We start from the raw sequence: 22,392 nt of genomic DNA, 5'->3' as shown, positions 1-22,392 counted from the left end.
GCCAGGAACGGTACGCGTCGGCCCCACCGAGCGCTGCAGGGTGCCATGAGTTGCCCCGGGGTCGTATGCCGGGACCGGGCGGACGCCGTCGCCGGCGGGCTGCCAAGATGGCAGGTATGACGACCGCCGCGGGGGCCCACCCCGACCTCGAGGGCTGGACGCACATCTACTCGGGCAAGGTCCGAGACCTCTACGTCCCGCAGGACGCCTCCGCCGGTGCCGCGGGCGACGTCGTGCTGGTGGTGGCCTCGGACCGCATCAGCGCCTACGACTACGTACTGCCGAGCACGATCCCGGACAAGGGCAAGATCCTCACCGCCCTGAGCCTGTGGTGGTTCGAGCAGCTCAAGGACGTCGTCCCCAACCACGTCGTCTCCCTCGACGTGCCCGCGCCGGTGGCGGGCCGGGCCATGATCAGCCGGCAGCTGCGCATGTACCCGATCGAGTGCGTGGCCCGCGGGTACATCACCGGCTCGGCGATGACCGAGTACACCGCCACGTCCTCCGTGTGCGGGGTGCCGCTGCCCCCCGGCCTCGTCGAGAGCCAGAAGCTGCCCGAGCCCATCTTCACGCCCGCCGCCAAGGCCGAGGTCGGCGAGCACGACGAGAACATCACGTTCGAGCAGACGGCGGAGCGGGTGGGCGACGGCGTGGCCCGCCAGCTGCGGGAGCTGACCCTCGCGGTGTACGCCCGGGCCGCCGAGATCGCGGCCGAGCGCGGCATCCTGCTGGCCGACACCAAGCTGGAGTTCGGTGCCTCACCGCTGCCGGGGGAGCCCGACATCGTCCTCGGCGACGAGGTGCTTACCCCGGACTCCTCACGGTTCTGGGGCGCCGCGAGCTACCGGCCCGGTCAGGCGCAGCTGAGCTACGACAAGCAGTTCGTCCGGGACTGGCTGGTCTCGGCCGACGCGGGCTGGGACCGGCGTGGCGACGCGCCGCCGCCCCCGCTGCCGGCCGACGTGATCAGGCGCACACGGACCCGCTATGTCGAGGCGTACGAGCAGCTCACCGGCAAGGCGTTCGTGGCCTAAGCCGCGGAGCGCCGCGGCTCCCGTCTCGGCTTCGCGACCGGCCGGACGGGGCAGCCGGACAGCTCGTCCGGTGCCGGCTACGGCACCGTAGGTTTCGACTGTCGCGACCGTGCGATCCGTGCCACACTCGGCAGTGGCGGGTGTCCTTGCCCGACAGTGCGGCTCCGGTCGCGCCCCCTCGAACACCAAGGCGGCGGCATGAGCCAGACGCTCGACAAAACCCCCACCGATCCGACGCCGGCCCCGCGGCGCGCTCCGGGCAGCGCCCGTGAGCGGCAGGTCAGCGACTTCACCAACCTCACCCAGCGGGTCCAGGACGCGGGCCTCATGCGCCGGGCCTACGGGTACTACTGGTCCAAGATGATCGGCCTGACCGCGGCGGGCCTCGCGCTCGCCGTCGTCTTCGTGCTCGTCGGCGACACGTGGTGGCAGATGGTCACCGCCGTCGTCCTCGCACTCCTGCTGACCCAGATCGCGTTCCTCGGACACGACGCCGCCCACCGCCAGATCTTCGTCTCGGGCAAGTGGAACGAGTGGGTCTCTCTGGTGATCATCAACCTCTTCGCGGGCATGGGGCTGGGCTGGTGGCAGCGCAAGCACAACAAGCACCACGCCGCCCCCAACAAGGTCGACGCCGACCCCGACATCGAGCCCGGCGTGCTGGTGTGGACCCCTGAGGACGCCTCGGCCCGCAAGACCCGCCTGACGCGCTGGCTTGCCACCAAGCAGGGCTGGTTCTTCTTCCCGCTGCTGCTCCTCGAGGGCGTCAACCTGCACGTCCAGGGCATCAAGCGGGCGGTGGGCCGGGAGAAGGTCAAGCGCCGCTGGGTCGAGCTCAGCTTCATCACCGTCCGGCTCGTCAGCTACGTCGCGCTGGTCTTCTACATCCTCCCGCCCGGCAAGGCCGCCGCGTTCATCGGTGTCCAGCTCGCCGTCTTCGGCCTGTACATGGGACTCGCCTTCGCGCCCAACCACATCGGGATGCCGATCGTGCCCCCGGACGTGAAGATCGACTTCCTGCGCCGCCAGGTCCTCATGAGCCGCAACGTCTCCGGTGGGCGCTGGGTCGACACCTTCATGGGTGGGCTGAACTACCAGGTGGAGCACCACCTCTTCCCGTCGATGGCCCGCCCGAACCTGCGGAAGGTCGCCCCGGCCGTGCGCGCGCACTGCGAGGAGCTCGGTGTGCGCTACACCGAGACCACTCTCGCGCAGTCCCTACGAGCGGTGCATGACTACGTCAACCGGGTGGGCCGCGGCGGCCTGGACGTGTGGGCCTGCCCGTTGGCAGTGCAGTACCGGGTCTGACGCGCTGGTTCGCTTCTGGGCGAGGCTGTGACGTCTCGCCGCGCCGTCGGCGGCCGCTCTCGACGAGGGCGGGTCCATGCGGCTCGGGCGGGTGGTTGGCCACCCGCGCGTGCCGCGAACGGGCGCCGTCGCCGTCGGCGGCCGCTCTCGCCGTCAGCCGGCGGGCCAGAGGGACCGGCTGTGGCGCGGCTCTCGCCCACGGTGGACGCCACCTGCGGCCCGCCCGGCCGAAGGGCTACCCTGGCTGCGCCGCCGACCGCCGAACCAGGAGCGCAATGATGGGACGCATCGTCGTCGAGGTCATGCCCAAGCCGGAGATCCTCGACCCCCAGGGCAAGGCCGTGGCCGGTGCACTCCCACGGCTCGGGCTCGACGCGTTCACCGGCGTGCGGCAGGGCAAGCGCTTCGAGCTCAGCGTCGACGGCGAGGTCACCCCCGCACTCCTCGACACGGCGCGCAAGGCCGCCGAGACGGCGCTGTCGAACCCGATCATCGAGGACGTCGTGGGCGTCTACGACGCGGACGGGCAGCGCTGATGGCCGCCGCCACGGGCGCCCGCATCGGCGTCGTCACCTTCCCCGGCACCCTCGACGACCGCGACGCCGCCCGCGCGGTGCGGCTGGCGGGCGCCGAGCCGGTGTCGCTGTGGCACGCCGACGCGGACCTGCACGGCGTCGACGCCGTCGTCCTGCCCGGCGGCTTCTCCTACGGGGACTACCTGCGCTGCGGTGCCATCGCCCGCTTCGCCCCGGTGATGACCGAGGTGGTCGCCGCCGCCCGCGGCGGGCTGCCCGTGCTCGGCATCTGCAACGGCTTCCAGATCCTGTGCGAGGCGCACCTGCTGCCCGGCGCGCTCATCCGCAACGACCACCAGAAGTTCATCTGCCGCGACCAGCAGCTTCGGGTGGTCAGCGAGCGGACGGCATGGACCGCCGACCTCGCGGTCGACCAGGTCATCACCATCCCGCTGAAGAACGGCGAGGGCGGCTTCGTGGCCGACGACGCCACGCTCGACCGGCTCGAGGGCGAGGGGCAGGTGGTCTTCCGCTATGAGGGGCACAACCCCAACGGCTCCCTGCGCGACATCGCCGGGGTGAGCAACGAGCGCGGCAACGTGGTCGGGCTCATGCCGCACCCCGAGCATGCCGTCGAGGCGGGCTTCGGACCGGACATGGGCGACGCCCCCCGCAGCGGCACCGACGGTCTTGCCCTGTTCACCTCGGTGATCGGCTCGCTCGTCGGCGCCTGACCCCGCCCGCTCCAGGTCCCACCCGCGAGATGTCAACTTCTCCGCGAGAAGTCACGACGTCCCTCCCCTGCGGGAAGCGACGTGTCGTTTCTCCGAGAGATCCAAGACGCCGTGACGTGCGGCGAAAGGGTCGCCGGCGCTTCCCGGTGGGTCCGAAATCGATCCCGCAGTGCAGGTCAGCGCGCTAGTGTCGGCGACACGCGTCTGACATACTCGCGCGCAGACGTTCACCGAGGAGGACCCAGATGGCGCTGAACGCGGACGTGAACGGGGAGTGGGTCTTCGACCCGGACCACACGCGTGTGGGGTTCTCGGCCCGGCACGCGATGGTGACGAAAGTGCGCGGCGCCTTCAACGAGGTGAGCGGCCGCATCTACGTGGACGCGGACAACCACCAGGAGTCGACCGTCGAGGTCCGGATCAAGACCGGCAGCATCGACACCCGCAATGCCCAGCGCGACGAGCACCTGCGCAGCGCCGACTTCTTCGACGTCGAGCGTTACCCCGAGATCGTCTTCAAGAGCACGACCGTGGATGAGGTCGAGGAGAACACCTTCATGGTCGTCGGCGACCTCACCATCCGCGACGTCACCAAGCAGGTGGCGATCCCGCTCGACCTCGTCGGCGTCCAGCGAGACGCCGCGGGCAAGCTGCGCGCCGGGTTCGAGGGGACGCGCCGCGTCAACCGTCGCGACTGGGGACTGGAGTGGCAGGTCGCTCTCGACGCCGGCGGCGTGCTCGTCTCCGAGAAGATCACCCTGGAGTTCGAGATCTCCGCGGTCAAGGTCGACTGACCGCGCGGCTCAGTCGGTCGGGAGCTCGGTCAGCCCGCCCCCGTCCATGCGCCAGCGCCGGGTGGCCCGCACCTCGGCGAGCATGCGCCGGTCGTGCGTGACGAGCAGCACCGTGCCCGCGAACGACTCCACCGCCTGCTCGAGCTGGACGATCGCCGGCAGGTCCAGGTGGTTCGTCGGCTCGTCCAGCACCAGCAGGTTGACCCCGCGCGCCTGCAGCAGGGCCAGCGCCGCGCGGGTCCGCTCGCCCGGGGAGAGCGAGGAGGCCGGCCGGAGGGCGTGCTCCCCGCCCAGCGCGAACTTCGCCAGGAGGGTACGGACCTCGGCCTCCGGCCAGTCCGGCACGAGGTCGCCGAGCGTGCGCGAGAGCGGGTCGGGCCCGTCGAACAGGGCGCGGGCCTGGTCCACCTCGCCGACGGCGACCGAGGCACCCAGCGAGGCCCGCCCGCCGTCGGGCACGAGCCGACCCAGCAGCACCGCGAGCAGGGTGGACTTGCCTGACCCGTTCGCGCCGGTGATGACGATCCGGTCGCCGTAGTCCACCTGTGCCGTCACCGGCCCGAAGGTGAACCCGCCGCGGTGCACGACAGCGCCGTCGAGCGTGGCGACGACGCTGCCGCTGCGCGGGGCGGCCGCGATGGACAGCCGCAGGTCCCACTCCTTGCGAGGCTCCTCCACCTTCTCCAGCCGTTCGATGGCCCGCTCGGACTGGCTGACCTTGGCCGCCTGCTTCTCGGTGCGCGAGATCGCGTGGGCCTTGACGTGCTTGTCGGGCTCCTTGGCTGCCTTCTTGCGGGCCGTGCGCACGCCCTTGTCCACCCACGACTTCTGGGTCTGCACCCGGGTCTTGAGAGTGGTGAGCCGCCCGGTGTACTCCTCGTACGCCTCGCGGGCGTGCAGCCGGGCCAGCTCACGCTCGGCCAGGTAGGCCTCGTAGCCGCCGTCGTAGACGCTGACCTGCTGCTGGGCCAGGTCGAGCTCCACGATGCCGGTGACAGACCGGGCCAGGAACTCCCGGTCGTGGCTCACGATCACCATCGGCGCCCGCGAGCCCGCCACGAACTGCTCCAGCCGCTCCAGGCCGGCCAGGTCCAGGTCGTTGGTCGGCTCGTCCAGCAGCAGGACGTCGTGCAGGGAGAGCAGCAGCGCCGCCAGCGACGTCCGTGCGGCCTCACCCCCGGAGAGGGTGGTCATCTGCGCGTCCAGGGTCACCCCGAGGCCGATGTCGGCGGCGACGGCCTCGGCGCGTTCGTCCAGGTCCGCCCCGCCCAGGGCGAGCCACCGGTCCAGGGCGGCGGAGTAGCGGGCCCCGACGGCCGCATCCTCCGGGCGGTCGCCGAGCGCGTGCGCGGCGGCGTCCATCTCCGCGGTGGCGGCGGTGACGCCCGTGCGCCGCTGCAGCAGATCGAGGACGGTCTCGCCGGGCCGGCGCTCGGGCTCCTGGGCGAGGTACCCGATCGTGGCCTCCGGCGGCGCGAGGGTGGTCGTCCCGGAGAGCTCCGCGCCACCGGGCAGCCCGGCCAGCGCCGCGAGCAGGGTCGACTTGCCGGCGCCGTTCGCGCCCACCAGGCCCCACACGTCGCCCGGGGCGATGGTGAAGGTGAGGTCGGCGAAGAGCGGACGGGCGCCGTGGGCAGCACCGAAGCCGGTGACGTGGAGGGTGGCTGGCACGGGATGAGCGTACGTGAGCGTTGACGCCAGGTAGCAGCGGGAGGATCGTGGGCCGGACCTGGTGGCCCGGCCGGTCAGGAGGGGCGATGGAGGACACCCGCCGGCTCGATGTCCTCGCGCAGGCGATGATCGGCACGATCGCCGCCGTCGCCGGGCTGATGACGCTCCTGGGCCTCAACAGCGACCGCATCTGGGCCACGCTCGACGACGACGCCGGTCACCTGCCGCTGATCGCCGCCGCCGTCGCGGCCGTCGTGGCGATCGGGCTCTCGCTCCTGGCCCTGCTCGTCGAGCAGCGCAGGCGGGAGGCCGCCCTGCTGGCGGGCGCCGCCGTCGCCTACCTGCTCGCGCTGCTCCTGGCCGTGCTCTCCGCCGCGTCGGCCGCCAACACCGCCGGCCGGCCCACGTTCACCTCGGTGTCCCTCGCCACCACGGCAGACGGCGGGGCGGAGCTGGCGTTCGTGGTGAAGGCGGACAGCCTGGACAGCGACCAGCGCATCGCGGTGGAGGTGGGCGCCGGCGCGGACTTCGCCGAGCAGGTCTTGGTCACCACGCTGCGGCCTTCCCCGCTGGGCCGGGTGGAGCACGAGGCCACGCTCACCCTGCCCGGTGAGCTCGCGTCGTCGGTGCGGATCCGGGCGGCCCGCACGGATGACACGCTCAGGGAGTGCAACGAGTCCGCCGTCGCCCCGACCTGCGTGATCCTCACGGTCGGGCAGTGAGCGCTTACAGGTGCCGCTCGGCGTAGACCGTCATCGCGTCACGGACGAACGCGGCCCCCTGCTCCCCGCCGTAGTTCTTCCCGAAACGCGGGTCCGCGACGTACATCTCCGCCAGGCCGACGAAGTACTCCTTCGTCGGACCGGCCGAGCCGCCGCCCGGTGTGCCAGGGATCCCACGCAGCCACTCGAGCTGCCGGTGCGCCAGCGCCTGCGCCTCCTGCGAGGACGGGTCGACGCCGCGGTGGGCCGCGTCGGTCCAGTCCGTGCCGAGTGCCTCGGCCGCAGCGTGGAACGCCTGCTGCTGGTCTTTCCCAAGTCCGCGCCACCAGCTGTCGCTGGCCGCGTAGGTCTCCTTCCCCCAGCGTTGCTCGACCTCCTCCTTGTACTGGGTGTGGTCGAACCCGTCGAACATCTCCTGTGCCATGAGCTGCTCTCCTCCTCTCCTCTTGCGGATCGTGAGGGACACCGACGCGATCTGCCTCTCGAGGCGGTCCCGCTCCTGCTCGAGCAGGTCCAGGTGCGTCTCGAGCGCGGCGGTGATGTCCCGCTGGCCGGCCAGCACCTCGCCGATCGCGGGCAGGCCCAGGCCGAGGTCGCGCAGCAGCAGGATGCGCTGCAGGCGCAGCAACGCGGCCTCGTCGTAGTAGCGGTACCCGCCGTGACCGGTCCGGGACGGCTCGAGCAAGCCGAGCTGGCCGTAGTGGCGCAGCGTGCGGCTAGTCGTCCCCGTCGCCCGGGCGACCTCGGTGATCGACCATTCCATCGCCGGTGTCCCTCCTTCACGCACCAGCATGAAGGTTGACGTCGCGTCAAAGTCAACAGGCGATGTGAGCCGGACGACGGTGGCCGCCGCGCGGCCGGTGTCCCGGTGGGCGCCAACGTCAGGCGTGACTGCCCTCGGCCGCCAGGGTGTGGCTGGTGCGGGCGGTGCGCAGGTCGAACAGCGCGTACGCGGCGACCAGGGCGAGGCAGATCGCGGGGACGATGAACGAGAAGTTCGTGCTGGCCGCGTCCATCACGCGGCCCTGGACCATCGGCAGCAGCGCGCCGCCGAGGATGGCCATGACGAGGCCGGCGGCACCGAACTTCGTGTCCTGACCCAACCCCTGGAGGGCGACGCCGTAGATGGTCGGGAACATCAGGGACAGCGAGATGGAGATCGCCACGATCGCGATGAGCCCGACGAGGTTGGGCGAGAAGACCCCGATGAGGGCCAGGACCACGCCGAGCGCGCCCATGGCGAAGAGCAGCTTCGTCGGCCGGAAGATGCCGAGCAGGTACACCATGACGAACCGCGTGATGAGGAAGAGGATGAGGCTGGCCTGCAGGAACCAACCGGAGTTGGCAACCGAGACCCCGACGACGTCCTGGGCGTACTGGATGGTGAACGTCCACGTGCACACCTGCGCGGCGACGTTGAAGAACTGCGCCGCCACGCCGTACCGGTAGTGCCGGTTGCGCCACAGGCGGCCCAGCGCCCCCTTGCGCACCTCCGTGGACTCTGTCCGCTCGGCCGGCGTGGACATCTTGCGGAAGGCGATCAGCAGCCAGATCAGGAGCAGCACGGCGGCAATGCCCATGTACGGATTGAGCACCAGCGACAGGTCGCTCTCCTGGGCCTGGCGCAGCTGCGCCTCAGTCATGTTCGCCTTGTCGTCCTCCGGGGTGATCTGAGGCAGGATGAGCAGCGCGCCCATGAGGACGCCGACGTTCGCCCCCACTGGGTTGAACGCCTGGGCGAGGTTGAGGCGCTGTGTCGCGTTCTCCTCAGGCCCCATGGCGATGACGAAGGGGTTCGCCGACGTCTCGAGGATGGACAGGCCGGCGGCGAGCACGAAGAGGGCTATGAGAAAAAAGCCGTACTCCAGCAGCCGACTCGCGGGGATGAACAGCAATCCGCCCAGTGCGGCCAGCCCGAGACCGGTGAGGACCCCCGTCTTGTAGCCGTAGCGCCGGTTGATGAAGGCCGCGGGAATCGCGAGGGAGAAGTAGGCCCCGTAGTAGGCGAACTGCACCAGCGCCGACTGGAAGTTGGACATCGTGAAGATGTGCCGGAAGACGCCCACGAGGACGTCGGTGAGGTTGGCCGCCGAGCCCCACGCCGCGAAGCAGGCGATGAGTAGGACGAACGGGACGCCCAGGCCGGGATAGACCAGGCCGGCCTTCTTGGTGTTTTCGATCGGCTGCTGCTGGGGAACGGCCATGTCCGCCATGTCACTCACCTGACGCTCACATAGGGCTGCACGTGTTGCTGACGTTGCGTGAGTTCAGGTAAGCACCCCGGAGGGCGTCGCGCCATCGGGCACGGCGACGGCGAGGCGCGTCTACTTCTCGGTGAGGAACCGTAGGTCCGAGGGCTCGCGCAGCAGGTCCTCCAGAATCTTGTTGCCCTCGGTGTTGTACGGCTGGCGCATGTGCTCGTTCCAGGCCGCCCGTGAGCGGAACATCTCGAGCATCACCCAGTTGTCCGGGTCGTCCTCGGGCTGGACCAGGTGCATGAAGACGCACCCGGGCTCCTCAAGGGTGTGACGGCGCATGGACTGCAGCTGCGCCTCGGCCTCCGCCCTCTTGTCCGGGCGCGGCTTGATCGTCACCACGAGGAAGAGAGGGCCACCCTGCTCGCTCATGGCTCCTTCATACTCCTCGTCGGGCGCACACTCGCGCCGGGGCCCGATTTTCGCCACCCCAGTACGGGTGACGTCGGGACCGCCGGCGCCCCCCGCGCGACGCGCCCCCGCCCTCCCTATGCTGGGCAGGCACGCTGGTCTGCTGGGCACACATGCTGATCCCGGCGCGTCGGAAAGACGCGCGTCATCGTCGGGGGACGAGGTAGAGCGATGTTCGTCGTGGTCGGGGAAGCACTGGTGGACCTTGTCGGTCAGCGCGGCGGGCGGACATGGGTGGCGCACCCCGGTGGCAGCCCCGCCAACGTCGCGCTCGGTCTGGCACGCCTGGGTAATCCGGTGACGCTGGTGACACGGCTCGGCCGGGACGCCTTCGGGAACATGGTGCGTTCGCACCTCGAAGGCAGCGGCGTGCGCGTCGCCGGTCCCGATGACGAGATCGCAACCAGCCTGGCCATCGCGACGCTCGCCGCCGGGGTCGCCTCCTACGACTTCCGCATCGAGTGGGACGTCGGTGCGCTCGCGCCCCTGCCGGTCGAGACCCGGTGCCTGCACACGGGGTCCCTGGCGACCGCGCTGCCGCCGGGCAACGGTCACGTGATCGACCTCGTCCAGCGGGAGCGCGAACGCGGCCGGGCGACCATCTCCTACGACCCGAACGTGCGGCCGGCGCTGCTGGGCGCAGCCGAGTCGGCGCGTCCGGAGATCGAGCGGCTGGTGGCACTCTCCGACGTGGTCAAGGTGAGCGACGAGGACCTGCGGTGGCTCTACCCGGGCCGCCCCGACGAGGACGTCGCCCGGGCCTGGCTGGCCTCCGGGCCCGCGCTGGTGGTGATCACGCGCGGCGGCGAGGGTGTCTACGCCGTCACCCGGTACCTGGAGGTCCGCCGCCCCGCCGTCCCGATCGACCTGGTCGACACCGTGGGGGCCGGGGACTCGTTCAGCTCCGGCTTGCTGGACGGCCTGCGCCGCGCCGACCTGCTCGGCGGGCCGCGCCGGGAGGCGCTCGCGCGGATCGACCGGACCACACTGCTGAGCATCGTCGACGCCGCGGCCATGGTCGCGGCCATCACGTGCTCCCGGCCCGGGGCGGACCCGCCCACCCGCGAGGAGCTGGACGCCGTCGCGAAGGGGCGGTGAGCCCGACCGGCCCCTATGCCGCCGCGGCCACGTGGGTCACCGGGAGGTGGAAGCGGTGCTCCAAGCGGTGCGGAAGGTCCTGCCGGAGCCACTTCGACAGGTGGGCGGGCAGCGTGGCGACGATGATCTCGTCGACCTGCCGGCGCCGGAGGACGTCCTTCACCGCCCGCACGGGGTCGGCGTTACCGACCTCGCCGCCGACCTTCGCACCAAGGGCGGTGAACTGCTGCAGCGCGGTGTCGAGCTTGCCCTGGGCGACCTGGCGGTCGTGCTCGGGGTCCGGGATGGACGCCACGCCGCCCATCGTGGGCATGGGCGGTGGCAAGGGCGCGAGCTCGACCAGGTGGGTGGCGGGGACGACTACCCACACGTCCGCCGGTCCCGCGGCGATGCGTCCTCTGATGGCCTCGCTGAGCTCCTGGCTCCCGAGCGTCTGGTAAGCGACCACCAGGAAGTGCTTTGCCGGTGCCGGAGGTGTGCCCATCTCGCTCATGACGCCCTCGCTCCCTTGAGACAGGGTCCGCCGAGCCGGTCAGCCGGTCGACACCTGCAGGATATCCCCGCGCGTCGCCGCTCGCCCGGGGCCGTGTCCACCACCTCTCCACACAATCGCGCCCCGCGCCACAGACGCGACCGCACCTCGGTGCGCAGGTGCACATGGGTGACGGGTGGACGACAGAAGCACTATCGGCGGGTGACGGTCTCAGTCAGGCGGGCCGTGACCGTCCCGATCAGGTACGGCTTGCCCGTGCGGGCAGACCAGGCGGCGTAGCGCACCACGTCCCCGTCGCGGGTGGTGGCGAACCCCACCGTGGCGGGCAGCAGCACCGGCCGGGCGAAGTCCACCGTCCAGACCAGCGGCATCCCCCGCACGGGCGACGTGCCGGCCAGGGCGAGCGCCGCGGTGTACATACCGTGGGCGATCGGCCGGGGGAAGCCGAAGAGCCGAGCGCCCAGGCGGGAGACATGGATGGGGTTGCGGTCCCCGGAGACCTCGGCGTAGCGCTTCCCGGCGTCCGCGCCGAGGCGCCACAGCGTCGTCGCGGTGGCCGGCACCGGCTGGTGGGCCACGCCCGGGTCCGCCTCGGGCGCGGTCAGGCCGGGCAGCCGCCGTCGCGCGAGGTAGGTGGAGATCCCGCGCCACACCGGTTCGTCGTCGACGCTCACCACCACCACGAGGTCGATCTGCGTGCCCCGTGCGTGGCCGCGCGCGTTCTCGGCCCAGGCGCGCACGGTGAGCGTCTCGTCCAGGTGGAGCGCGCGGTGCTGCTCGACCCGGTTCGCCACGTGGACCATCCCGACCGCCGGCAGGGGGAAGTCCGTCCGAACCATCACCGCCATCGCCAGCGGGAAGGCCAGCACGTGGACGTACCCGGTGGGCAGCACGTCGGTGCCGGGCTCGCCCACGAGGTGCTGGTACTGCGAGAGCCCTGCCGCGTCAGCCCGCACGCCGTCCACGCGCAGGACCACCTGCGGCAGCCCGTGCCGGGCCAGGGGCCGCGAGGTCAGCACGAGCGTGCGGCTGCGCGCCAGAGCCTTGGCGTAGAGGCGGCCGAGCGACGGCATGGCCGCGAGGACCTCCTCGCGGTAGTCCGCGGGCGGGTCCGCGAGCGGGCGCACGACGGCGTCGGCCCGGTCGCCGTCCGCGCCGCTCACTGACCCACCATCAGCTGGCCGCACACGCGCAGCACCTGCCCGTTGATGCCCCCGGCCTGGGGGGAGGCGAGGAACGCGATGGCCTCGGCCACGTCCACCGGCTGCCCGCCCTGTTGCAGCGAGCTAGACCGGCGGGACAGCTCGCGCGGCACCGTCGGGATCGTGGCGGTCATGTCGGTCTCGATGAACCCCGGCGCCACGGCGTTCGCGGTGCCGCCCGCCCGGGCGAGCGGCTCGGCGAGCGCCCGGGTCATGCCGATGATGCCGGCCTTGGCGGTGGCGTAGTTCGTCTGGCCGCGGTTCCCGGCGATGCCGGAGGTCGAGGCGAGGGAGATGATCCGCGGGGCTGCACCGGCGCCGCCGAGGACCCCTGGCCGGGCGAACGTCTCGTTCATCCGCAGCGGGGCCGTGATGTTCACCGCTAGGAGGTCCGCGAACCGCTCGGGGGTCATGTTGGCCAGCAGCTTGTCGCGCAGGATGCCGGCGTTGTGCACCACGACGTCGAGGTGCCCGTAGCGCTCGCGGGCGACGGCGAGGATGCGCTCGGCGGCGTCGGGTGCGGTGATGTCCAGCTGCAGTGCCGTCCCGTGCACCTCGTTCATCACGGCGGCCAGCCCCTCCCCGGCCGCCGGGACGTCGACGCCGAGCACGTGCGCGCCGTCGCGGGCCAGCACCCGGGCGGTCGCCGCACCGATGCCGCGCGCGGCGCCCGTCACCGCGGCGACGGTGCCCGCCAGCGGCCTGGCCCAGTCCGACGGCTCGCTGCCGCCGTCGGAGGCGACGGCGATCAGCTGGCCGTCCACGAACGCCGAGCGCCCTGAGAGCAGGAACCGCAGACCACCGCGCACCGCCGGGGCGCCCACGGTGACGCCGTCGGCCAGCACGAGCCCGTTGGCGGTGGCGCCCGCGCGCATCTCCTTGGCGAGGGAGCGGAGGAACCCGTCCACGCCCATTCGCGCGGCGGCGACGGCCGGGTCGCCGCCCGTGGCGGCGTGGCCTTCGCCCGTGGCGGCGGCGTGGCGTTCTACGCCCGGCGCCGGCGCGGCGCCTGAGACGGTGACCGCCCGTGCCCCCGCCGCCAGCTGCCGGAGGACCCCGCTGAGCTCGAGCGCCGGGGTGGCCAGGTCGGCCGGGTGTGCGAGCCCGGTGAGCACGAGGACGACGGCGCCCCAGCGGCCCTGCCCGAGCCGGGTGTCCCGGCGTACGTCCAGGTCCCAGCCCAGCAGACCCTCGGCGACGGCGTCGGCGTCGGCGGTGGACCGGGCGTCGGAGAGCACGAGCACCGGCCCCGGCGTGAGCGGCACGTCTACCGCCGCCGGGTCGGTCCGGCGCAGCCGCGCCGGGCGCGGCAGGCCGAGCTTCTTCGCGACGCGCGCGCCCGCGCCGCCGCTGACGAGGTCCAGATAGGTGTCGCTCACGCCGCCTCCAGGATCATCGTCACGGCCTGCCCGCCCGCCGCGCACACCGAGATCAGGCCACGGGCCCGCCGCCCGGGGCGCACCTGCGACTCGCCGCGCTCGTGCAGCAGCTTCGCCAGCGTGCCGACGATGCGCCCGCCGGTCGCCGCGAAGGGGTGTCCGGCGGCGAGCGAGGAGCCGGTGACGTTGAGCCGGGACCGGTCCAGGGCGCCGAGCGGCGCGTCGAACCCGGCGCGCCGGGCGAAGTCGGGGTCCTCGAACGCGGCGAGCGTGGCCAGCACGGTCGAGGCGAAGGCCTCGTGGATCTCCACGAGGTCGAAGTCCTCCAGGCGCATCCCGTTCCGGGCGAGCAGCCGCGGCACGGCGTAGGCACCGCCCATGAGCAGGCCCTCCTCCCCGCCGACGAAGCTCACCGCGGCGGCCTGGGCGTCGACGACGTGGGCGAGCACCGGCAGCCCCCGGCGCCCGGCCCACTGGTCGGACGCGAGCAGCACCACCGACGCGCCGTCGGAGAGCGGGGTGGAGTTGCCGGCGGTCATCGACGGCGCCGGGCCGCCCGGGGCGGCGTGCTTGCCGAAGACCGGCTTGAGCTTGCCCAGCTTCTCGAGCGAGGTGTCGGGGCGCAGCGACTCGTCGCGGGTGAGCCGGCGGTAGGGAGTGAGCAGGTCCTCGAAGAACCCACGCTCGTAGGCCGCGGCGAGGTTGACGTGCGAGGCGAGCGCCAGGGCGTCCTGGTCCTCACGGGCGATGCCCCAGCGCGCCGTCGTCAGCGCCTGCTGCTCACCCATGCTCAACCCGGTGCGCGGCTCGGCGACGTCCGGTGCGACCGGCGCCAGGTCCCGCGGGCGCACCTTGGCGAGCGCCTTGAGCCGGTCGGGCAGCGACTTCGCCCGGTTGGCCTCCAGCAGGGCCCGGCGCAGCCGTTCGCTCACCACGATCGGGGCGTCCGAGGCCGAGTCGACGCCGCCGCCCACGCCCACCTCGACCTGCCCGAGGGCGATCTTGTTGGCGACGCCGATGATCGCCTCGAGCCCGGTGCCGCAGGCACGCTGCACGTCGTAGGCGGGGGTGTGCGGGTCGAGCGAGGAGCCCAGCACGGTTTCGCGGGTGAGGTTGAAGTTCTTGGGGTGCTTGAGGACGGCGCCGGCGGCGACCTCGTCCAGACGCTCCCCGGCGAGCCCGAAGCGGGCCACGAGCCCTTCGAGGGCGGCGGTGAGCATGTCCTGGTTGGAGGCCTCGGCGTACGAGCCGCCGGCCTTGGCGAAGGGGATGCGGTTCGACCCGACGACGGCGGCCCGCTGGGCGCCGTCGGTGCGCGGGGAGTCAGTCACGTCGTCGTCCTCTTGGCTAGGGTGCGGCGGCCGTTGTCATGGGTCTTTGGTCCTGGACCACCAGTGCGATACCGACAGTACCTGATACCGTCGGTATCGTGATACCGACCACAGGTGACGGCGCTCCCGGGGACGAGGCCGCGGACGGGCGGGCCACCCGCTGGGCGGGACATCGCAGCTCGCGGCGCGCCGAGCTCGTCCACGCCGCGCGCCGGGCGGTGCACCACCGCGGGCCGGACGTCTCGATGGAGGAGATCGCCACCGAGATCGGCACCTCGAAGTCGATCCTGTACCGGTACTTCACCGACAAGGCTGGTCTGCAGACCGCCGTCGGGCAGGCGGTGCTGGACCGGATGCGCGAGGCGCTCGCCGAGGCTGCCGCGCACGTGGGTGGGCCGCGCGAGCGGATCTCCGCCATGGTCACGGTCTACCTGGAGATGGTCGCCTCCTCCCCCCACGTGTACGCGTTCGTCACCAGGCCCGAGGCACCCACCCAGGCGGGTGACCTGCGCGGCTTCGTCGCCGAGGTCAACGACCTCGTCGCCGACTCCCTGCTGCCCGCGTTGCGTGGCACCGAGCCGCCCGGCACGGACGTGGACGACGAGACGCTCGCGGTGGCCAGCCTCTGGGCGTCCGGCGTCGTCGGGCTGGTCCGCTCGGCCGCCGAGCGGTGGATCACCGAGCAGATCGTGGGGCCGGCCGGACGCGCCGGGACCGACGCCGCACTGGCCCGCATGACGCGCCAGGAGCTCACCGCCCACCTGTCCGACTGGCTGTGGGACGGCGCCGTGGGCGTCACGCGCCGTGCCCGCCGCCGCAGCCCCTGACCCTCCCACCCGAAAGTGGAGCCCATGAGCACGACGACCGCATCCGGGGGCACCGCCCGCGGTACCACACCACCCCCGGCCACCGCACCGGCGGACTCCATCGACGCCCTCTCGCCCGCGAGCCCGGCCGACGCCGTCGCCCTCATGGGCGCGGCGTCCCCGGCCAGCGCACCCACCCCACCGAGCCCGGGCGCCACCCGGACCGAGCCCGCCGAGCGGATCGACGGCGCGGCGCTGGGCCGGTTGCTGGACGGGCGGTGGTGGCAGGTGCGCCGGGAGGCACGGGACCTCGCGCTCGACCCCGCGATGCAGAAGATCGAGGGGCTGCCCCTGGCCGAGCACCGTGAGCGGGCCCTCGCGCAGATCCAGGACCTCGCGCGCCGCGGTGTGGTCCACCGCGCCTACCCGGCAGCGTTCGGTGGCGGGGACGACCCCGGCGCCAGCCTCGCCGCCTTCGAGGAGCTCGTGGCCGCCGACCCCTCGATCCAGATCAAGGCGGGCGTGCAGTGGGGCCTGTTCGGCGCGGCGGTGCTGCACCTGGGCACCGACGAACACCACGCCCGGCTGCTGCCCGGCATCCTCGACCTCACCGTGCCGGGCTGCTTCGCGATGACCGAGATCGGCCACGGCTCGGACGTCGCCTCCATCGCCACCACGGCCACCTACGACGCCGGCACCGAGGAGTTCGTGCTCACCACCCCGGTGGTGGCGGCCCGCAAGGAGTACATCGGCAACGCCGCGGTCCACGGACGTGCCGCCGTCGTCTTCGCGCAGCTGGTGACCAAGGGTGTCAACCACGGCGTCCACGCCTTCTACGTGCCCATCCGCGCCGAGGTCGACGACGGCGAGCCCACCTTCCTGCCTGGGGTGGCCGGGCGGGACGACGGCCTCAAGGGCGGGCTCGGCGGCGTCGACAACGGCCAGCTGTGGTTCGACCACGTGCGGGTCCCGCGCGCGAACCTGCTCAACCGGTACGGCGACGTCGCCCCGGACGGCACCTACTCCTCGCCGATCGCCAGCCCGGGCCGGCGGTTCTTCGCGATGCTCGGCACGCTCGTGCAGGGCCGGGTCTCCCTCTCCGGGGCCGCGCTGGTCGCGGCCAAGATGGCGATGGCGATCGCGGTCACCTACGGCACCGAGCGCCGCCAGTTCACCGGGGCGGACGAGCACAACGAGGTGGTGCTGCTGGACTACCAGCAGCACCAGCGCCGCCTGCTGCCGCTGCTCGCCCGCACCTACGCGGCCACGTTCGCCCACCACCAGATGCTCGACCGCTTCCACGAGGTGTTCTCCGGCGCCCACGACACCGACGCCGACCGCCAGGACCTCGAGACCCTCGCCGCGGCCGCGAAGCCGCTGACCACCTGGCTGGCGCTGGACGCCCTGCAGGAGGCCCGCGAGGCCTGCGGCGGTGCGGGGTACATGGCGGAGAACCGCCTGGTCGGCCTGCGCCAGGACATGGACGTCTACGTCACATTCGAGGGCGACAACAACGTGCTGCTCCAGCTGGTCGGCAAGCGGCTGCTCACCGACTACGGCAAGGAGATGGCGCGCATCGACATCGCCGGGGCGGCGCGGTACGTCGCCGCCCGGGCCGCGGACATGACGCTGCACCGCACGCCGCTGCGCCGGGCCGCCCAGTCCATCCTCGACACCGGCTCGCGCGCCCGCTCCGCCGGGCACCTGCGCGCGGCGGACACCCAGCGCGAGCTGCTCGAGGACCGGGTCGAGGCGATGGTCGCGGAGATCGCCACGGCGCTTCGGCCGGCCCGCACGGCGCCCGCCGTGGAGGCGGCCGCGCTGTTCAACGCCCATCAGCACGACCTCATCGAGGCGGCCCGCGCCCACGGCGAGCTGATGCAGTGGGAAGCCTTCACCGCCGCGCTGACCACGGTGCGCGACCCGCACACCCGGGAGGTGCTCGGCACGCTGCGGGACCTGTTCGGGCTGACGCTCATCGAGAAGAACCTCGCCTGGTACCTGATGAACGGCCGCCTGACTGCGCAGCGGGCGAAGACGGTCACCAGCTACGTCGACCGGCTCCTGGTGCGGCTGCGTCCGCACGCGACGGACCTCGTGGAGGCCTTCGGGTACACGCCGGCGCACCTGCGGGCCACCATCGCCACCGGGGTCGAGACCGAGCGGCAGCAGGAGGCACGCGCGTACTACCGCCGGCTGCGCGCAGCCGGGCAGGAGCCGGTCAACGAGAAGGAGCTGCACGCCAGCCAGCAGAAGTCCGGCCTGGCCCAGCCGGCCGACTGACGGAGGACGTCTCGCCGGCAGCCCGCGGGCGTGCCAGGGTCGGGGGATGACCGGAACACTGACCGAACGCGCCGTCGACGTCGTCGTGATCGGCGGCGGGTCGACCGGTGAGAACGTGGCCGACTACGCCCACCGCCGGGGCCTCGAGGTCACGCTCGTGGAGCGGGCCCTCCTGGGCGGGGAGTGCAGCTACTACGCGTGCATGCCGTCCAAAGCGCTCCTGCGCCCCGGTCGCGTGCTCGCCGCCGCCCGGGACGTCAGGGGCGCGGCGTCGGCGGTGGACGGCATGCCCGACGTCGCGGCCGTCCTCGCGCGGCGCACCTCCTTCACCCACCACTGGGACGACGGCGCCCAGGTGCGCTGGGCCGACGGTGCGGGACTCGACCTGGTCCGCGGCACCGCCCGGCTCGACGGCGAGCGCCGCGTCGTGGTGAGCGGCGACGACGGCGAGCAGGTGCTCCGCGCGCGGCACGCCGTCGTGCTCGCCACCGGTTCGGTGTCCACCACGCCACCGGTCGAAGGTCTGCCGGCCACCCGGCACTGGACCACCCGGGACGCCACCTCCGCCCCGGCGGTACCTCGCCGCCTGGTCGTCCTGGGCGCCGGGGTGGCCGGTGCCGAGCTGAGTCAGGCGTTCGCCCGGCTCGGCGCCGCCGTCAGCCTCGTGGCGCGCAGCCGCGTGCTGTCCAGCTTCGCGCCGGAGGTCGGCGAGCGGGTGGCCCGCGGCCTGGCCGGTGCCGGCGTGGACGTCCACGCCGGCAGCTCCGCGGTCCGCGCCGAACGGCCCGAGGGCCCGGACGGGCCGGTCGTGCTCCACCTCGAGGACGGCACGGCGCTGGTGGGCGACGAGCTGCTGGTGGCGACCGGCCGGCGCCCGCGCACCCGCGGGCTCGGGCTGGAGACGGTCGGGATCGACCGGTCCGACGGCGGCCCGCTGATGGTCGACGACTCCGGTCGGGTCACCGCGGTGCCCGCCGGCTGGCTCTACGCCGCCGGCGACGTCACCGGGCGTGCTCCGCTGACCCACCAGGGCAAGTACGCTGCGCGGGCCGTCGGTGAGGTCATCGGCGCCCGGGCCGCGGGCCGGGCGGCCGGCGAGCCGGCCCCGTGGAGCGCGCACGCCGCCACGGCCGACCACGTGGCCGTGCCCCAGGTGGTGTTCACCGACCCGGAGGTCGCGCACGTCGGGCTCACCGCGGCCGCGGCCCGGGAGCAGGGCCGGGCGGTGCGGACCGTGACGGCCGACCTCGCCGACGTCGCCGGCGCGTCGATCCTCGCCGACGACTACGCCGGATGGGCCCAGCTCATCGTCGACGACGCCCGGGACGTCATCCTCGGCGTCACCTTCGTGGGCCCGGACGTTGCCGAGCTGCTCCACGCCGCGACGATCGCGGTCGTCGGCGAGGTGCCGCTGGAGCGGCTGTGGCACGCCGTCCCGGCCTACCCCACGCTCAGCGAGGTGTGGCTCCGGCTGCTCGACGACGACCGGGAGCGGACCGCCTGACAGGATGGCCGGGTGCGTGCCGCCCGGGAGGTCGAGATCTGGCTGCTCCCGGCCGGCATCACCGTCGTCGGGGACGAGCTCGACCACCTCGAGCGGGACCGGGCCGCCGCGCTGCCACCTGACCGGGCCGCCCGGTTCGTCGCTGCCCGCGTGCTGCTACGCCGCGTCCTGAGCGCCCGGCTCGGTCTGGCCCCAGACGTCGTGCCGCTCGACGCGACCTGCCCGCAGTGCGGCCGGCCGCACGGGCAGGTCCGGGTGGACGGGACGCCGGCCGGCGGCCAGGGTGGTGGGCCCCAGGTGAGCGTGACCCGGTCCGGTCCGCTGACCCTCGTGGCGCTCGCGGACGGGGCGGAGATCGGCGTCGACGTCGAGGCGGAGGCCGCTGTGACCTGGGCGCAGCTGGCCGACGTCGCGCTCTCCCCGGCGGAGCGTGCGGCCCACGACCGGCTGCCGCCGCCACGGCGCGGCCCGGCGCTGGCCCGGGCGTGGGTGCGTAAGGAGGCGGTGCTCAAGGCGTTGGGGTGCGGGCTGGACCTGGAGCCCGCGCGGCTCGAGCTGGCGGGGCCGGGCGGGCCGCGGCTGCTGCCGGGTGCAGCGGTGCGCACCGGTGTGGGGGACCCGATCGCCGTCGCCCTGGCTGACCTGTCCCTGGAGCCGGGCGTGGCGGGCGCCGTCGCCCTCCTCGGCCCGGGACCGATCGCGGTGCGCACGCACGACGGATCCGCCGCGCTCAGGAGAGTTCGGCTCTGACCCGCGGGCACGGGCGCGCTCCGGAGGTGCCCGTTCCGACGTGGACCTTTGGCGGCGTCAGGAGGCCTGTGCCACCGGGGAACCGAGCTGCCGCCGGACGGCCCGCTCGACGAGCATCGGCACGAAGTCCCGCACCGGGCTCGCGTCGAACCGTGCGTAGGCCGCGTGCACGGTCGCCACGATGTGCTCGCGCGGCGTCCCCGCGTGGGCGCCGGCCAGGCGCTCGATGATCATGTCGAGCTGATGGAGCTCGTCTGCCCGTGAGGCCATGGTCCATCGTCGGTGCACTGCGCCTGGGCGACAAGGCCCGACAAGTCGGGGCGGGCGCGACCTGCGACGATCGTGCTCGGCAGGCTCAGCCCCACAGCGGCCGGGCCCGCCGGCAGGCCCTCAGCTCCACAGCGGCCGGGCCCGCCGGCGTGCCCCCTTCCACATCGGGCGCAGCTCGGCCACCTGGGCCTCGGCGATCTCGACTTCACGCTGATAGGCGATGCCCAGCGCGAAGCTGGACTCCGCCGAGTGGCCCTGGTCGGCCGAGGCCTCGAGGAGGTGCGCGCGCGCGACGGTGGCGTCCTGGAACTCGCCCAGCATGTCCTGCAGGTCGTCGAACGCCGTCAGTGCCCGCTTGGCCTTCTTAGGGAAGAGCGGGCTCGCCGTCTCGATCGCGTAGCGCAGGCGCTTGGCCGCCTTGCGCACGCGGTGCACGGCCTCGTCGCGTTCCTCGGGCGAGGCCGCCTCGCGCACCTTCGCCACGCGCGTGTCGATCTTGCGGGCCTGCTTCCGCAGCGTGCGGGCGACCGCGCGAGGGGTGAGGTCGGCCGGCCGGCGCTTGGCGGGGCGGCGCGCGGGCGTCGCGGGAGCGGCGCCGTCCAGCCCGTCCCGCGCGTCCAGCTCGTCCCGCGCGTCTCGCGCGTCCAGCTCGCCGACGAGGGCTTCCATCGCGTCGAGGAGCTCGACGTGCCGGGCACTGTCGAGCGTCTCGAGCATGAGGGTGCGGGCCGTGGCGCCCCGCTGGGTGAAGAACTCCTCCAGCCGCGCCTGCACCGCCTCACGGTGCGGCACGGGCGAGTCCGCGATCCGGGTCAGGGCCCGTTCGTGCTGGACCTCGACGTCCCGGGCCTCGCTCAGCCGCCGCCCCAGCCAGCGCAGATCCTCGACGAGCGGTGCCGCCCGCTCGGCCGCGTCGAGTACCGGGCCGTAGGACTGCAGGGCGCTGCGCAGCCGCCGCGCCGCCTTGCGCATCGAGTGCACCGATTCGTGGGCCTCGAGCCGGACCCCGACGTCGGCCAGCACCAGGTTGGCCAGCTCCTCGCGCAGGTACCTGCGCAGCGGGTGGCCACCGTCGGAGGTCTCGGGCTCCACCGGTCGTCCGGCCGTCGCCAGGGCGTGGTGGAGCTTGGACGGGCTCTGGGCGGGCAGGATGCCCGCGGCGGTGAGCCGTTCGTCGATCGTGCCGGCTAGCCCGCCGTCGTCGGTGTGGTCCTCGACCTCGATCTCCCGCCAGCGCAGCTCGCCGGTCTGCCCGTCGACAGTCGCCCGCACCCGGTCTTCGACCACCTCGGCGACGTCGCGCCCCTCGCCGTCGAGGAACCCGTGCCGACGGCGCTCGGTGGCGATCTGCGCCACCTCGAGGAGCGGTCGGCCGCGGACCACGGCGCGGAGGAGCCGGGTGAGCCCCTCGGGCGGGTGCGCCGCGCCGCCGGCGTCCAGCGGCAGGCGCACCTCGGTGCGGGCGCCGCCGTCGGGCACCTTCAGGTGCCAGCCCTCGTCCGGCCCGCCCTCCCGACGGCGCAGCGTCATGCCCAGCCGCAGCAGCCGCAGGTCGGGGGTGTCGAAGTAGCGCGCGACGAGCCTGGCCAGCTCGACGGGCTCGGCCCGTGCACCGGGGAGATCGGTCACCGGTGGCAGCGCCTGGCCCTTGGGGATCGTGTACTTGCGCTCCACCTCGCGCACCTGGGTGGGCGTGGAACCGTCTGCCATGTCGTGCCCCTTCCGCCGCGTGCCGAGAGGCCGACCGACCGCGCCCCTGCCCCGCCCATCGTCGCAGCGCCGGTGGGCGGGGGCCAGAGGGCCCGGGCGGTGACCGCTTCGGCCGGGCGGGC

The 22,392-nt window shown here is 73.3% G+C and carries 21 protein-coding genes; 11 read left to right on the top strand and 10 right to left on the bottom strand.

Annotation, left to right across the window (positions count from 1 at the left end; translation table 11 throughout):
- Nucleotides 1-116 precede the first annotated feature (116 nt).
- The 5 genes from FE374_RS17125 to FE374_RS17105 all read left to right on the top strand — a co-directional run bounded on the left by FE374_RS17125 (nt 117) and on the right by FE374_RS17105 (nt 4,385).
- Entirely contained in the window at nt 117-1,034 is a 918-nt protein-coding gene (locus FE374_RS17125) for a phosphoribosylaminoimidazolesuccinocarboxamide synthase (RefSeq protein WP_139930502.1), read from the top strand.
- Nucleotides 1,035-1,232: 198 nt separating this feature from the next.
- Entirely contained in the window at nt 1,233-2,342 is a 1,110-nt protein-coding gene (locus FE374_RS17120) for a fatty acid desaturase family protein (RefSeq protein WP_139930500.1), read from the top strand.
- A 278-nt stretch (nt 2,343-2,620) separates the two neighbouring features.
- Entirely contained in the window at nt 2,621-2,878 is a 258-nt protein-coding gene (locus FE374_RS17115; RefSeq protein WP_139931677.1) for a phosphoribosylformylglycinamidine synthase subunit PurS, read from the top strand.
- Nucleotides 2,878-3,591 (top strand): phosphoribosylformylglycinamidine synthase subunit PurQ, encoded by a 714-nt coding sequence (gene purQ / locus FE374_RS17110; protein ID WP_139930498.1) that lies wholly within the window; start codon nt 2,878-2,880, stop codon nt 3,589-3,591. The genes FE374_RS17115 and purQ overlap by 1 nt, the downstream gene beginning before the upstream one ends.
- Before the next feature lie 245 nt (nt 3,592-3,836).
- Nucleotides 3,837-4,385 carry a YceI family protein gene (locus tag FE374_RS17105; RefSeq protein ID WP_139930496.1) on the top strand — a complete coding sequence of 183 codons (549 nt, stop codon included), beginning with the start codon at nt 3,837-3,839 and terminating at the stop codon, nt 4,383-4,385.
- Between the two features lie 9 nt (nt 4,386-4,394).
- On the opposite strand, the gene FE374_RS17100 is transcribed toward FE374_RS17105, so the two are convergent.
- Nucleotides 4,395-6,056: an ABC-F family ATP-binding cassette domain-containing protein gene (locus FE374_RS17100; protein ID WP_139930494.1), complete on the bottom strand. Its 1,662-nt coding sequence runs from the start codon at nt 6,054-6,056 to the stop codon at nt 4,395-4,397.
- 86 nt (nt 6,057-6,142) lie between these two features.
- On the opposite strand from FE374_RS17100, the gene FE374_RS17095 reads away from it, so the two are divergent.
- A complete protein-coding gene (locus FE374_RS17095; RefSeq protein WP_139930492.1) occupies nt 6,143-6,778 on the top strand; it encodes a hypothetical protein in 636 nt (211 codons plus the stop codon).
- A gap of 4 nt (nt 6,779-6,782) precedes the next feature.
- Here FE374_RS17095 and FE374_RS17090 read toward each other — a convergent pair whose 3' ends face one another.
- The 3 genes from FE374_RS17090 to FE374_RS17080 form a co-directional block, all read right to left on the bottom strand.
- Nucleotides 6,783-7,541, bottom strand: a complete 759-nt coding sequence (locus tag FE374_RS17090) for a MerR family transcriptional regulator (RefSeq protein WP_139930490.1) — start codon at nt 7,539-7,541, stop codon at nt 6,783-6,785.
- Nucleotides 7,542-7,659: 118 nt separating this feature from the next.
- The gene (gene fucP / locus FE374_RS17085; protein ID WP_230978369.1) at nt 7,660-8,991 is read right to left on the bottom strand and encodes an L-fucose:H+ symporter permease; all 1,332 of its coding nucleotides are present in this window, start codon (nt 8,989-8,991) and stop codon (nt 7,660-7,662) included.
- Nucleotides 8,992-9,102: 111 nt separating this feature from the next.
- Complete coding sequence (locus tag FE374_RS17080) at nt 9,103-9,405, bottom strand: putative quinol monooxygenase (protein ID WP_139930487.1); 303 nt, start codon at nt 9,403-9,405, stop codon at nt 9,103-9,105.
- Between the two features lie 210 nt (nt 9,406-9,615).
- Between FE374_RS17080 and FE374_RS17075 the strand changes: the two genes are divergently transcribed.
- Complete coding sequence (locus FE374_RS17075; RefSeq protein WP_139930485.1) at nt 9,616-10,542, top strand: carbohydrate kinase family protein; 927 nt, start codon at nt 9,616-9,618, stop codon at nt 10,540-10,542.
- A gap of 13 nt (nt 10,543-10,555) precedes the next feature.
- On the opposite strand, the gene FE374_RS17070 is transcribed toward FE374_RS17075, so the two are convergent.
- The 4 genes from FE374_RS17070 to FE374_RS17055 all read right to left on the bottom strand — a co-directional run bounded on the left by FE374_RS17070 (nt 10,556) and on the right by FE374_RS17055 (nt 14,947).
- Nucleotides 10,556-11,035, bottom strand: coding sequence for a hypothetical protein (locus FE374_RS17070; RefSeq protein WP_139930483.1), 480 nt, complete (start codon nt 11,033-11,035; stop codon nt 10,556-10,558).
- 191 nt (nt 11,036-11,226) lie between these two features.
- Entirely contained in the window at nt 11,227-12,198 is a 972-nt protein-coding gene (locus FE374_RS17065) for a MaoC/PaaZ C-terminal domain-containing protein (protein ID WP_230978368.1), read from the bottom strand.
- Nucleotides 12,195-13,616 carry a 3-oxoacyl-ACP reductase gene (locus tag FE374_RS17060; RefSeq protein ID WP_139930481.1) on the bottom strand — a complete coding sequence of 474 codons (1,422 nt, stop codon included), beginning with the start codon at nt 13,614-13,616 and terminating at the stop codon, nt 12,195-12,197. Before FE374_RS17060 ends, FE374_RS17065 begins: the two co-directional genes overlap by 4 nt.
- Entirely contained in the window at nt 13,613-14,947 is a 1,335-nt protein-coding gene (locus FE374_RS17055; RefSeq protein ID WP_139930479.1) for an acetyl-CoA C-acetyltransferase, read from the bottom strand. Before FE374_RS17055 ends, FE374_RS17060 begins: the two co-directional genes overlap by 4 nt.
- Nucleotides 14,948-15,045: 98 nt before the next feature.
- Here FE374_RS17055 and FE374_RS17050 point away from each other — a divergent pair, with 98 nt between their 5' ends.
- The 4 genes from FE374_RS17050 to FE374_RS17035 are packed head-to-tail and all read left to right on the top strand — an operon-like array spanning nt 15,046 to nt 20,290.
- Entirely contained in the window at nt 15,046-15,774 is a 729-nt protein-coding gene (locus FE374_RS17050) for a TetR/AcrR family transcriptional regulator (RefSeq protein WP_230978367.1), read from the top strand.
- Nucleotides 15,775-15,798: 24 nt separating this feature from the next.
- Entirely contained in the window at nt 15,799-18,036 is a 2,238-nt protein-coding gene (locus FE374_RS17045; RefSeq protein ID WP_139930475.1) for an acyl-CoA dehydrogenase family protein, read from the top strand.
- Between the two features lie 46 nt (nt 18,037-18,082).
- The gene (locus FE374_RS17040) at nt 18,083-19,540 is read left to right on the top strand and encodes a dihydrolipoyl dehydrogenase family protein (RefSeq protein ID WP_139930473.1); all 1,458 of its coding nucleotides are present in this window, start codon (nt 18,083-18,085) and stop codon (nt 19,538-19,540) included.
- A gap of 12 nt (nt 19,541-19,552) precedes the next feature.
- Nucleotides 19,553-20,290 (top strand): 4'-phosphopantetheinyl transferase family protein, encoded by a 738-nt coding sequence (locus tag FE374_RS17035; protein WP_139930471.1) that lies wholly within the window; start codon nt 19,553-19,555, stop codon nt 20,288-20,290.
- Between the two features lie 57 nt (nt 20,291-20,347).
- On the opposite strand, the gene FE374_RS17030 is transcribed toward FE374_RS17035, so the two are convergent.
- Both FE374_RS17030 and FE374_RS17025 read right to left on the bottom strand, forming a co-directional pair.
- Nucleotides 20,348-20,560, bottom strand: a complete 213-nt coding sequence (locus FE374_RS17030; protein ID WP_139930469.1) for a three-helix bundle dimerization domain-containing protein — start codon at nt 20,558-20,560, stop codon at nt 20,348-20,350.
- A 120-nt stretch (nt 20,561-20,680) separates the two neighbouring features.
- Complete coding sequence (locus tag FE374_RS17025) at nt 20,681-22,270, bottom strand: CYTH and CHAD domain-containing protein (RefSeq protein WP_139930467.1); 1,590 nt, start codon at nt 22,268-22,270, stop codon at nt 20,681-20,683.
- Nucleotides 22,271-22,392 lie beyond the last annotated feature (122 nt).

The organism is Georgenia yuyongxinii (assembly GCF_006352065.1).
Classification (GTDB): Bacteria; Actinomycetota; Actinomycetes; order Actinomycetales; family Actinomycetaceae; genus Georgenia; species Georgenia yuyongxinii.
The sequence above is the reverse complement of the archived record's forward strand: the minus strand, read 5'-3'. Positions and strand labels throughout refer to the sequence as shown.

What these genes read in the sequence shown, in the direction of transcription:
- FE374_RS17080 (WP_139930487.1), bottom strand. Translation starts at nt 9,405, where the DNA reads ATGAGCGAGCAGGGTGGCCCTCTCTTCCTCGTGGTGACGATCAAGCCG.
- FE374_RS17090 (WP_139930490.1), bottom strand. Translation starts at nt 7,541, where the DNA reads ATGGAATGGTCGATCACCGAGGTCGCCCGGGCGACGGGGACGACTAGC.
- FE374_RS17070 (WP_139930483.1), bottom strand. Translation starts at nt 11,035, where the DNA reads ATGAGCGAGATGGGCACACCTCCGGCACCGGCAAAGCACTTCCTGGTG.
- FE374_RS17045 (WP_139930475.1), top strand. Translation starts at nt 15,799, where the DNA reads ATGAGCACGACGACCGCATCCGGGGGCACCGCCCGCGGTACCACACCA.
- FE374_RS17025 (WP_139930467.1), bottom strand. Translation starts at nt 22,270, where the DNA reads ATGGCAGACGGTTCCACGCCCACCCAGGTGCGCGAGGTGGAGCGCAAG.
- FE374_RS17095 (WP_139930492.1), top strand. Translation starts at nt 6,143, where the DNA reads ATGGAGGACACCCGCCGGCTCGATGTCCTCGCGCAGGCGATGATCGGC.
- purQ (WP_139930498.1), top strand. Translation starts at nt 2,878, where the DNA reads ATGGCCGCCGCCACGGGCGCCCGCATCGGCGTCGTCACCTTCCCCGGC.
- FE374_RS17105 (WP_139930496.1), top strand. Translation starts at nt 3,837, where the DNA reads ATGGCGCTGAACGCGGACGTGAACGGGGAGTGGGTCTTCGACCCGGAC.
- FE374_RS17115 (WP_139931677.1), top strand. Translation starts at nt 2,621, where the DNA reads ATGGGACGCATCGTCGTCGAGGTCATGCCCAAGCCGGAGATCCTCGAC.
- FE374_RS17125 (WP_139930502.1), top strand. Translation starts at nt 117, where the DNA reads ATGACGACCGCCGCGGGGGCCCACCCCGACCTCGAGGGCTGGACGCAC.
- FE374_RS17120 (WP_139930500.1), top strand. Translation starts at nt 1,233, where the DNA reads ATGAGCCAGACGCTCGACAAAACCCCCACCGATCCGACGCCGGCCCCG.
- FE374_RS17040 (WP_139930473.1), top strand. Translation starts at nt 18,083, where the DNA reads ATGACCGGAACACTGACCGAACGCGCCGTCGACGTCGTCGTGATCGGC.
- FE374_RS17030 (WP_139930469.1), bottom strand. Translation starts at nt 20,560, where the DNA reads ATGGCCTCACGGGCAGACGAGCTCCATCAGCTCGACATGATCATCGAG.
- FE374_RS17075 (WP_139930485.1), top strand. Translation starts at nt 9,616, where the DNA reads ATGTTCGTCGTGGTCGGGGAAGCACTGGTGGACCTTGTCGGTCAGCGC.
- fucP (WP_230978369.1), bottom strand. Translation starts at nt 8,991, where the DNA reads ATGGCGGACATGGCCGTTCCCCAGCAGCAGCCGATCGAAAACACCAAG.